Here is a 10,283-nt window from a genome sequence, read left to right as displayed (position 1 = left end):
GACCCACGGGGATTGCATATGCAACGCTAGGAGAAACCATCAAACTGATCGACGTTCTTTGGATCGATGCCCAGGGACATGTCGCGGCGGCCTTTGAGGTCGAGCATACGACCAGCATCTACTCCGGCATTTTGAGGATGCTGGACCTCGCGCTCGGCATAGAAGGCGCCGCCGCGCATCACTTCTTTCTCGTCGCCCCTGATAATCGGCAAGGCGAGGTCCGGACGCAATTTGGCCGACCTGCGTTCTCCCGCGTGTCTGAATTAAATTTACGGTATCTTCCTTACAGCGAACTTCGAAATCATCGGGAATCGATTGCCCGCTTCGGCGAGGGCCTAAAGGGTTTGCTTGCTATCAGCAGACCGATCGCTTCCGTTTCGTCATCCACCAAAATTCCAGGCGCCGGAATGTACAAACGTGGACCATGGAAGCGCTGACTTGAAGGCCGCAACCCCGCTCGCCGTGAATAATAGGCAGTTAAGACGTCGATTACTGCCGCACAACCTGATGCCTTCTCGCAACGACTATCACTCACAGCTTCATGTTGACCATTCCACGGCAATCCTGGGCGCACTCGCGACACGTCGTGGCACAGCGCGCCATCCGGTCGTCAGCAACAAACGACTCGCAATCCTTCGCGCAAGCCTCACATAGTTGGGCACATGCCCCACATAAAACACCGTGCTGCGGCGAAAAGCGGAGCAAGGAATTAGCTGTGGTTTGACACATCTCCGCGCAATCAAGCAGGAGGGCCATATGCACAGCAGCTACGTGACCCCCTCCCTTTTCGGTACAGTACCTTGCAGTTTCGAGACACATACGATGGGATTTGAGGCATACTTCTATGCAGCTCTCCCGCGTCATGGCAGATGGAATCATTCCGGGCATCGCAGAGTGATCTGGACCTTGGGCCGAAACTGGCCCTGCGACGATAGTAACTGCGGCAAGAACTGTAGACGATCCGAGAAGCTGACGACGGTCCAGCATGTTATTTTCCTTCATTCGAATTGCTTCATACGACGCTTAGGCTTTGAACCGAATAAACTAAGAAGTCCTAGAACAACAATTAATGCTCGAACTTTGAACGGGGCTGCTGATCCAAATCGTGCAATCACGCTTTTTGGAGCGATGGCCTGCTGCTGCCCATTCCCAAATTATCAATGCTTGCCATTGCTGGAATCTATCGTTTGCCGATCCGCCAAGTCATGATCACCATTTGGTCGGGAAAGCTGCTGAAATATTTGGCTTACGTGGCAACCAAATTTCCAAACCTCATGCATCGCCTAACGCACACGAACGAACAGAAATTTTAGGCCGAGATTCAAGCTCAACTCAAAGTCGAATTTCTCACCAAAGAAGGCGTACTCCACCTACGAAATTCACGCTCGAGACTGCCTTCAGGTTGCGCTCCGCAATTGCAGCCGTCTCACCTACCTTACGATCCCAACTCACGCCAATATACGGCGATAGATTGCGCGTAATGTCGTATCGGAGTCGAGCCCCGAGCTCGAAATCGGTAATACCGTTACCGAGCTTCAAATCTGGAACCGACTGCAGCTGCCATCTTACGTCGATACGCGGCTGGAGGATAAGCCGGTTTGTTACCAACAAATCATAGAAGCCGGTAAATGTCGCAGATAACTCGCCCTTTTGGCTGATATAAGCATCCGCATCGATTTCGAATATGCCGGGCGCCAAGCCCTCAATGCCAATTACCGCATAAGTACGCGACGGATTCGGCGAGACATCATGACGAACGCCAACCTGTAGATCAAAGAAGTAACTGATCATGCGCGAGTAGAGCGCCTGAAATCGAGCCTCCTCAAACTTCTGCTTTCTGCCATCATAAGCACCTTCTGATTTAAAGAAGAACTTATCGTAGTCATTACCGACAAAGGCTTCCATATCCCAGCGGGCAGAGTTACCGGCGCCCAAACCCGCCCATTCCAATTTGTCGAAACGGACACTGCTGAACAGGGCCTGATCTGGAAAGTTCGACCCGGGCAAGCTGCGAAGCCCGGAATATGGAATGTCCTGGGATGGGCTCGAAACCGTCTGAGCAGTGGCGAGACCCGCCGGTGCGAAAGAGGTGGCGAGACAGAGGCTGAACAGCAGGACCCGATTCATGGTCGCCTCCTAATGGATCGACGCAGTCCGGCGCACCACGTTGACCTGGCGCATCATGCCTGTCTCCATGTGGTAGAGCAGATGGCAGTGGAAGGCCCACGGTCCTTCCGCATCTGCCGGTATGTCGACATCCAGCGTGGTACCGGGCTTGATGTTGACCGTATGTTTCATGGGATTGCGTGCCCCGTTTCCAACTTCCGGAAGCATCCACGTACCATGGATATGCATTGGATGGTTCATCATGGTCTCATTGATGAAACGGAATCGAGCGCGCTCGCCGAAACGCAGGGTAATAGGTTCAGCTTCGCTGAATTTGCGTCCGTTGATCGACCAGAAATATCGCTGCATGTTCCCGGTCAGCCGAATCTCGACGATTCGGTCAAAGCGCCTATAGGGATAGGGCTTGAGCGGCTTGAGGTCGCGGTAAGAAAGAACTCTTGTGCCAAGGGGCGCTCCGGTGTCGTGAGTAATCGGATCAGCCATCGCCAGCTGACCCATATCGCCGACGCTTGGCATATCCTCTCCCCCTTGCTCAGGTACTGGCGTTGTCGGAGCGGCAGACGGAGCGAGGTTGCCTGAATTCCCTTTGACCTGATCGGCCATGCCTAGCGTGCTTCTGTGATCGGCGCTTTGCATCTGCGCAAAGGCCGCCCCTCCATCGACCGGCACCCCGCTCATCCCAGGTATTCCGCCGTGCTTCATTCCCGGCATGCCTGGATTAGAAGAAGGCTTTTTCGTCTTTCGTTTTTCCTGCTGCTTCATGCCAAGCATTGCGCTATTACCCCTCATAGGCACGTCGCCCATCCTTGGTATGCCGCCTGTGCCGCTGCCCATTTCCATGGGAAGTTGCGGTGCCACATGACCTTGCATGTCCTGTTCCGGATGAACGGTGCCACGATCATTTCCCGTCGGCCCAGGATTCATCGCCATTTCAGACATGGACACGAGCCGTCGAGGGCGATGGGCCGGTAATTGTCCAATCATCCCCGGTCGCGGCGCCAGGGTTGCGCGGGCAAAGCCGGTTCGGTCCATGGATTCCGCTACGATTGTATAGGCACGATCTTCCTTTGGTTGCACGATGACATCGAAGGTCTCTGCGACTGCGATACGGAATTCATCGATCTGCACCGGTGACACGTTATTGCCGCCGGCCTGCACGACCGTCATCTTGAGCCCTGGAATGCGAACATCGAAGTACGTCGACGTCGCCGCATTGATAAAACGCAAACGTACCCGCTCGCCCGGACGGGCCAAGGCAGTGTAGTTCCGCTCCGGCGATTGACCATTCACCAAGAAAGTGTAGCCCGACACATCTGCGATATCGGTCGGGTCCATCCGCATGAGTCCCCACGTCGCGCGATCATTAATGATCGCTCGGCGCGCTTCCGTATCGGAGGGCGTTCGTTTATTAGACGAGATCGGCGACGCCAAAATCAAATGGTGTCGGACCTAATCTGACCGTGCTCGCCATAAGGCATGTTTTCTCAGTGGTGTTTAAACCAGCCGACTCCTTTGATATCATTGAACGAGTCTGTGCGATGGCACTCGAAACACTGGTTCACTTGAGCATGTTCCCGGCCGGTAATACCCCGGTCAATCATCTGGAAATGCATCATGTAGTGACTCGGCGGTGCCTGATGGCACTGCGCACAGTCTTTCGAAGTTGGCGACGGGTGCAAGAATGGAGAAATCCGCCAGGTCGCAGTCGCATGACAGTTTGCGCAGTCCCGTCCAAACAGCTCGCGATGCGGATCACGGTTGCTGTGGCAGCCTGCGCAGTCGAGCTGCGACTTCTCAACCGGCTCCGACGCTGGTATCCCCAGGAGCTCTTTCAAATCATCCACCATCTGGCGCGGAACGCTTGGATGCCCCGCGTCGCCATAGGCGGCATGTGAGCCGATCCGAACGAGAGAGGTGTGAGCCATCTTTATCGGCCGCGCTGCACCGGTGTGCTCTACATGGCAACCAGTGCAGTTCTGGGCGTTTGCGTGAAATGCGGTCGACTGCTTGGCTAGGTCGGCAGCGGCCGTAATGTGACAGTTGATACAGGAAGTTGCCTCGATACCACGGGTCGGCGTGTGACAGGATTCGCATTTCTCCGCTAGAAACGAGTGCTTGGCGGAAAGCGGTCCAGGCTGGAACGAGGCCTGCCAGCCTGGAAACGATATCGATCCCTTTTTGTAGAGAGTCCCAATAGCCGTTAAGCTACCTACCAGCGCCAGCGTGATCAGCACTGTATAGAATGCGCCGAGCTTCTTCACGATAGCCACCGCAATCCATAGTAGATCTCACCCGCCACGTGAAGCGACAATAAGAAGTACATCATGATCGCCGCCACAACATGCGCAACGATCCACGGCGTAAAGATGCGCCTCACTCCTTCGCGTGATCCGATAGCGTGTTCGAGATCAGCAATGCCGTCGACGAGTTGCAGGATTGGCACTTCAAGCAAGGCCGATGCGCCAGGGAGCGGGTCGCCGCTCCCTGGCGCGCTACGGTTCGCCAAGGTGGCGGCCGTGCGATCGTATGCAGACCTTAGTGTAGCCAGTCGCGTTTGTTCTTCACGCAACTCTGCTGCGGTCTCAGGTAGGTAATACCTGCCCACGAGCCCTGTCACCACCACTACTAACATACTGATCACCAGTGCGACGCCAAGCGCGCTCTGGTACTTGTGGCCAGTGTGTAGGATAGCAAGAAAAGCCCCAAACACGCCCGCGTAGACGTGAAATGCGAGAAGAGCGCGCATCGATATCAGCCGGGTGATCAGTGACCTAAGCCCAGGACTGCGCTTGGCAAGCGGATAAATGAGTAGAGAGACCATTAAGATTGCGGCGATGGTACCAAGCGAAAATCCAGCTAGGCTACCGGCAAATCGTTGCGATGTATGAAGGACAAACGCGGGAACCAAAAAGAGCAACATGGTGAGCACGGCCCCAACGATAGCGCGCTCTGCCCCGCCCATGTCAGGCCTCGACGACCAGGTTATCGATCGACTTCGCTTGGCACGCCAGGATGAGGCCACGGGCCTTTTCATCGGTCGTCAAGGCCTCTTCAACCTCCATCGTTACCTTGCCTTCAACGAGTTGAGTCTTGCATACCCCACAAGTGCCGGCGCGGCAGGAATAGTCGATCGGCACACCAACGGATTCCGCGACCTCGAGAACGCTCTTGTCCGGTGGGAGCGGCGCCACCTTGTTCGATTTCGAGAAGCGTATCGAGGCGGCCGCTGGACCAATAGCAGGCACATTCGCCTCGGATGAAGCGCTTGCAGCGCCAGAAGATCTGACCTCGCTTACCACAGTGAGACCTGGCGGTGGCACCGCTCCGAGAGCCGGTCCGAAGGCCTCTGTCTTGATCTGTTCTGCCGGCACTCCAATCTCGGCAAGGAGCTTCTTCATCGTCTGCATCATACCCGGCGGACCGCAGAGGTGGATGCGACGCTTCACCAAGTCGGGAACGGACTGTGTAAGAAACTCCCGGCTAATCTGTCCTTCGGCCCCCATCCAAGACGTACCAGCGGCCCGCGCCATTGTGGCCGCCACATGCAGATGACGCATGCGGCGCTGTCGAAATTCCAGCTCGCTGCGGAAGATGAAGTGCTCGGTCGTCTGAGCGCCGTAGATAAGGAAGATCTCTCCCGGCCACGCCGTATCGTCGAGATAGCGAATGGCGGCCATGAGGGGGGTGATACCGACACCCCCGCCGATCAGCACCACGCCCTCGGATTCTTTACCTGTAAACGTGAATGCGCCGGAGGGGCCCATTACATCCACCAAGTCGCCCTCGGAGACCTTCTGGTGCATGTAGTCCGAGAAAATCCCTTTATCCTCACGCTTGATGGTGGTCTCGACATAAGCGGTCTGGGCAGCCGATGATGCAATCGTATAGGACCGTCTCACCAGCTTGCCATCGATCTCGGCGGAGTAGGTGAGAAATTGACCTGGCTCGAAACTGAAGGGAATCGGCCCACCGCCCGGATCCCTCAGCCTGAACGTCTTGACGTTGGGAGTTTCGTCGAAGATGGCGGCAACACGCAATTTCCCTTTCCAGAGTCCCGGACCCGTACGGGCCGGCTGACTGGCCGGAGCAATCGCTGCGACGGAGGGTGGCGGCCCGCTCGCCGGCGCGGGTGAGACCATCGGATTTGCGGCACCAAGTGTCCCGCCAGAGGATGACCGTGCCGACGGGGTGACCGCCGCCGGGCCAGGCGCTGCGGCAGGCGTGCCACCGACCAGACGATCCACGAGCGCATTCGCGCGGCGCATGCGCATCAGATAAACAGCAACCATGGCGACCGCGAAGGCCGCCACCAATGCCATTGTGATCAAATGAAACCAGGAGATACCGAGCGGCCCGACGACGTCTCGATCGTGCTGATCAGATACGAGGCTCATCTGACTCTTGAACCAGTCCAATGCGATTTGCTGAGGCGGCGCCCCTTCAGCGAGTGATCGTAGCGTCGTCGTTCCACTCTTGACCTGATTCAATGCGTCCCGGAGACGTGATGCGGCTTGCTCGGCACCGGCCGTGTCGCCCGCCGCATTAGCGTGACGCAGCTCATCCTGCGCACGCGCTATCTCATCCGTACCTGAACTGATCCAGCCACGTGCCTGCGCCTCGATGCTTTGACGCTGCTCGTGGGTCAGCGACGGGAGAGCCATCAGGGATGGGTAAAACTCCTTACGCCCCCCGCCCATGCAGCCGCCGCCCATGCAGCCGCCCGCCATCATTCCGCCCGTGGCGCCGACCACGCCCGAACTCATTCCCCCTACGGCCGGCGCCGCACTCGGCGTGTTTGCGGGTGTGCCCGTTTGATTTGACGGCGGCTCTATCTTTGGGGAACTCGGGCTCGCCGCGGCATTGGGATGATGCTCGGAGTGACCGTCTGACACCTGAGCCATAACCCGACGGCTTTGAGCGACCTCATGCACTCCGGGGATGAAAGTTTCAGACGGGAGCAGCAGACGGATTCCAACTGATATCTGGCTTTCTTGCAAACGATCAGCGTTTGCCGCCCGGCCCTCGATAAGACCGAAAGCAGCAAGTGCAACAATTCCTATGATTGTTCGTTGCAGTGGATTTTCCAACGTCGCATATCTCATGTGCGTCGTGAGCACCGAGAAGTCAGAATGCCCCGATCAGCGGCAAAAGTATCGTATCTGAAGTACGCTTCTGCTCCTCGTTCAGCGCCGCGTACAGGCGGTTGTATGCTGCACGCGAGGATTTGACCGCCTCAAGCCGTTCCGCCAAGTGTCTTTCGTAGGCTTCGAGACGCTCGGCCGAGGTCATTTTCCTATCGGAAGCCACAAGTTGCTGCGCCTGGACAAGGTGCGAGCGCGCGGATCGCAGCGCATCCGCCAGCGCATTCCAGTCACCAACCTGCTTGTCCAAAATCTGCAGTTCTGCTTTCAAAAAGGCGATCCGCCCTTCGGTTCGATCGGTAATGTCGGTTGATGCTGCTGAGGTCCCCATAGTGCCTGGCATGCCGCACATCTGTCCCCGCATCATCCGTTCCATCATCATGCCGCCCGGCTGGTTCATTGAGCCCGGACCCATTTTGTCCTGGTCCTTTTGTGGCATTCCCATTTTGTCGTCGTCCATCATGCGCCCCATCTGCGGGGACTGCCCGGCCGGCTGCCCCATACTAGGGTCGGACTTTTTCGAAGAGTCCGGCTGCATGGGTTTCATACCGTCCATCGCAACGATGAAGCCACCGGATGACTGTTGCCCAGCAGCTGATACGCTTTGTGGATATCCGGAAGCGACAACGATTGCACCTGCGGTTGCGATAGCGAGCAGCTTGACAGAATTATTCATCGTAATCTCCTCGATCACTGCGTTCGACAAATGTCGAGTTGGCCATCGTAATCTTCAGACGCCCTTGTAAGCCTCAAACGTCCTTCGTAAATTGACCTAGGTTAAGTTTTGTAAATACGGCACTAGCTCAGCATCAGGCGATTTGGCGCATGTCCGAGAAATTGAGACCGTATGAAATGATAATCGAGAATCCGACCAGCGATCCGGAATGCCCTGAAGCGCGTAGAGCAGATTTCGGAGATTACGGAAGCCATTTACTGGACCTTCCTCGACCCTTGCCTCCAAGCGATTTCAAATCCGTGGACCGCCAATGTGGCGAAGTGACTGCATCCGATGCGGATGGGCCGACACATGATTTCGTCCGCACTTACGACGAGCGTTCAAGGTCTGCTTGGAAACGCCTCCGCCATTGTGCAGAGTCGTCGAGCGCGTCCTTGGATCGTCCAATGATAAAAAACGAGTGCGATTTGATCACCGGGACGGCCGAGATACTGGAGCGATTTCGGAAGCAGCATGACCAGCGCTGGAAAGGATTTCGATCTGGTCTATCAGTTTCCCTCTGAACGATTCGATCACGCCACGTCTTCCGTTAGTGCGACCAAGAAGAGGCGGAATTAGCTTTCAGTTCGTTTGAACTCCTCGCATTCATAAAACATCCTTTTCCCCATTCTGAGGGTCCGCCCTATATCGGCGCCAAGGCCATTGGCCTTCGATCTCGATCTGCAAGGAAAAGCTCAAGAACGTGCGAATGACGATGATCAACCCAAGAATCCCCAATCTTTCGAACGTGGGCACGATCGCCACCATGCCTATGATGTCAGCCGCGATGAGGAACTCAAGACCTAACAGGATACCGCGCCCAAGATTGGCGCGATACGAGCGGAACGCTCCATTCCATTCGCCTCGATAGGTCTGGGTAACCGACCAGGCGCTTGCAGCAATCACGCCGAGAACAATAACCGTCACGCCGAGCATCTCGATGCCGAACGCCATCCAGTGGAGCACATGAAGCACCGCCGCTCGCGTCTCAATGCTGAGAACCATTTCGGAAGTCATCATGCTTCCATTCTCCCCTCGCACTGTTTCTCGGGCGACCACACCGATACAACATGAGACGCAAGCCGTTATGTAAGCCAAAATCAAACTTCGGCACTGACTCGGGCTTGTTCCGCCTATACCTGCGGCTTTCCGACATGCCGCTAACAACCTTCGCTCTAGCCTGTTTGATCAGCGCCCCTCAACGCGGGAGAGCGCCCTTCGCGAGCAGTCCCGCCGGTACGCACCGATGACGCCTTGTCGACCTGTTTCGACCACGACTGATAATAGGCGACGCCTGTCATGATCGACAGTCCGGCGACCCCAACAAATAGTTGGGCTAGAATCCCATTCGAGATTGTGTCGAGCGCCAAGTGGGCCGCGAACGAAAGAAAAACCCCCAGACAAAACACCGCAAGAGATTGTTGGCCGCACTTGATCAATGGGCGAAACACCGGCCAGTTGAGACCGGACCAGTCAATGGGCATAAATCGGACGACCAGCAAGGTTAAACTGGCCAAGTGCAGCACTCTGTAAGGCGCGAGGTTGGTCTTGTCGTTGGGGACGAATGCCTCCATCACCACAGCAGGAAACACCTTCTGCAATTCTGGAATCCGCTCTGACAAAGTCAGCAGAAGGGCAAAGACTACAAATCCAACGCTTAGTAGTAGTGCCAACCGAGACTGGGTCACAAATCGAAGCGTATGGGCGCCCCCCAACACAAGCCAGGCACCCAGCACAAAGGCCAACTGCCACGTGAGTGGATTGAAGTACCAAACGCCGGCTGGATAGGCATGAAGATTCCACTGAAAATATCGCGCAGCCATATAAAGCAGTACAGAGCCAATCATAACCAGGTTTCGCCATCGCAGCATGAGCCAGAGGACTGGTGGAAATAGTCCCATCAATACGATGTAAAGAGGCAGCACATCCAAATTAAGTGGTTTGAGCCTCAATATCAGTCCCTGACTAAGGGTTTCAACCGGATACTCCATCAGACGGGCAACGTTGAATTGGTCCATCAGATGGGGAACGTCAAAGTTATGTGCCACGTAGTGAATCGACGTCACGTAGAAGACAAAGAGCAATATGTGCGCGACATAGATCTGCCAAACGCGCCGCATCAATCTTGTGGCGCCTATGACGAACCCACGCGTCACCATCATTCGACCGAAGACCAACGTTGCTGTGTAACCGGATATGAACACAAACAGGTCGGCTCCATCGCTGAAGCCATAATTCCGCGTCGTGAACCATGAGAGAATCGTGCCGGATATGTGCCCCAAAAAGATCGCCCAATTGGC

9 protein-coding genes and 1 pseudogene are annotated in these 10,283 nt (G+C 55.9%); 1 reads left to right on the top strand and 9 read right to left on the bottom strand.

Annotated features, from left to right (window positions below):
* Positions 1-437 (top strand): annotated as a pseudogene (locus BN32_RS27450) (hypothetical protein); the annotation flags it as partial.
* A 94-nt stretch (positions 438-531) separates the two neighbouring features.
* Here BN32_RS27450 and BN32_RS28330 read toward each other — a convergent pair.
* From BN32_RS28330 to BN32_RS18520, 9 genes are all read right to left on the bottom strand, one after another.
* Entirely contained in the window at positions 532-864 is a 333-nt protein-coding gene (locus BN32_RS28330; RefSeq protein ID WP_488225994.1) for a four-helix bundle copper-binding protein, read from the bottom strand.
* Between the two features lie 483 nt (positions 865-1,347).
* Positions 1,348-2,127, bottom strand: a complete 780-nt coding sequence (locus tag BN32_RS18555) for a copper resistance protein B (protein WP_019200274.1) — start codon at positions 2,125-2,127, stop codon at positions 1,348-1,350.
* A gap of 9 nt (positions 2,128-2,136) precedes the next feature.
* The gene (locus tag BN32_RS18550; RefSeq protein WP_019200275.1) at positions 2,137-3,462 is read right to left on the bottom strand and encodes a multicopper oxidase domain-containing protein; all 1,326 of its coding nucleotides are present in this window, start codon (positions 3,460-3,462) and stop codon (positions 2,137-2,139) included.
* A gap of 149 nt (positions 3,463-3,611) precedes the next feature.
* A complete protein-coding gene (locus BN32_RS18545) occupies positions 3,612-4,388 on the bottom strand; it encodes a cytochrome c3 family protein (protein ID WP_040426967.1) in 777 nt (258 codons plus the stop codon).
* On the bottom strand, positions 4,385-5,089 hold the full coding sequence (locus BN32_RS18540) for an iron reductase (RefSeq protein ID WP_019200271.1): 705 nt from the start codon (positions 5,087-5,089) through the stop codon (positions 4,385-4,387). Before BN32_RS18540 ends, BN32_RS18545 begins: the two co-directional genes overlap by 4 nt.
* Position 5,090: 1 nt before the next feature.
* Positions 5,091-6,788, bottom strand: a complete 1,698-nt coding sequence (locus tag BN32_RS18535) for a 2Fe-2S iron-sulfur cluster-binding protein (RefSeq protein ID WP_019200270.1) — start codon at positions 6,786-6,788, stop codon at positions 5,091-5,093.
* A 463-nt stretch (positions 6,789-7,251) separates the two neighbouring features.
* Positions 7,252-7,944 (bottom strand): Spy/CpxP family protein refolding chaperone, encoded by a 693-nt coding sequence (locus BN32_RS18530; protein WP_040426965.1) that lies wholly within the window; start codon positions 7,942-7,944, stop codon positions 7,252-7,254.
* Between the two features lie 645 nt (positions 7,945-8,589).
* Entirely contained in the window at positions 8,590-9,003 is a 414-nt protein-coding gene (locus BN32_RS18525; RefSeq protein ID WP_019200267.1) for a DUF1622 domain-containing protein, read from the bottom strand.
* 155 nt (positions 9,004-9,158) lie between these two features.
* Positions 9,159-10,283, bottom strand: a 1,125-nt coding sequence (locus tag BN32_RS18520) for an OpgC domain-containing protein (RefSeq protein WP_040426674.1), incomplete at its 5' end; no start/stop codon positions are given.

This window comes from Afipia birgiae 34632, from assembly GCF_000308295.2.
GTDB classification, from domain to species: domain Bacteria; phylum Pseudomonadota; class Alphaproteobacteria; order Rhizobiales; family Xanthobacteraceae; genus Afipia; species Afipia birgiae.
This window is presented reverse-complemented; position numbering and strand designations above follow the sequence as displayed.

Coding starts and splice junctions, on each gene's coding strand:
- BN32_RS28330 (WP_488225994.1), bottom strand. CDS start 864: ATGACGCGGGAGAGCTGCATAGAAGTATGCCTCAAATCCCATCGTATG.
- BN32_RS18555 (WP_019200274.1), bottom strand. CDS start 2,127: ATGAATCGGGTCCTGCTGTTCAGCCTCTGTCTCGCCACCTCTTTCGCA.
- BN32_RS18550 (WP_019200275.1), bottom strand. CDS start 3,462: ATGGACCCGACCGATATCGCAGATGTGTCGGGCTACACTTTCTTGGTG.
- BN32_RS18540 (WP_019200271.1), bottom strand. CDS start 5,089: ATGGGCGGGGCAGAGCGCGCTATCGTTGGGGCCGTGCTCACCATGTTG.
- BN32_RS18535 (WP_019200270.1), bottom strand. CDS start 6,788: ATGGCTCTCCCGTCGCTGACCCACGAGCAGCGTCAAAGCATCGAGGCG.
- BN32_RS18530 (WP_040426965.1), bottom strand. CDS start 7,944: ATGAATAATTCTGTCAAGCTGCTCGCTATCGCAACCGCAGGTGCAATC.
- BN32_RS18525 (WP_019200267.1), bottom strand. CDS start 9,003: ATGATGACTTCCGAAATGGTTCTCAGCATTGAGACGCGAGCGGCGGTG.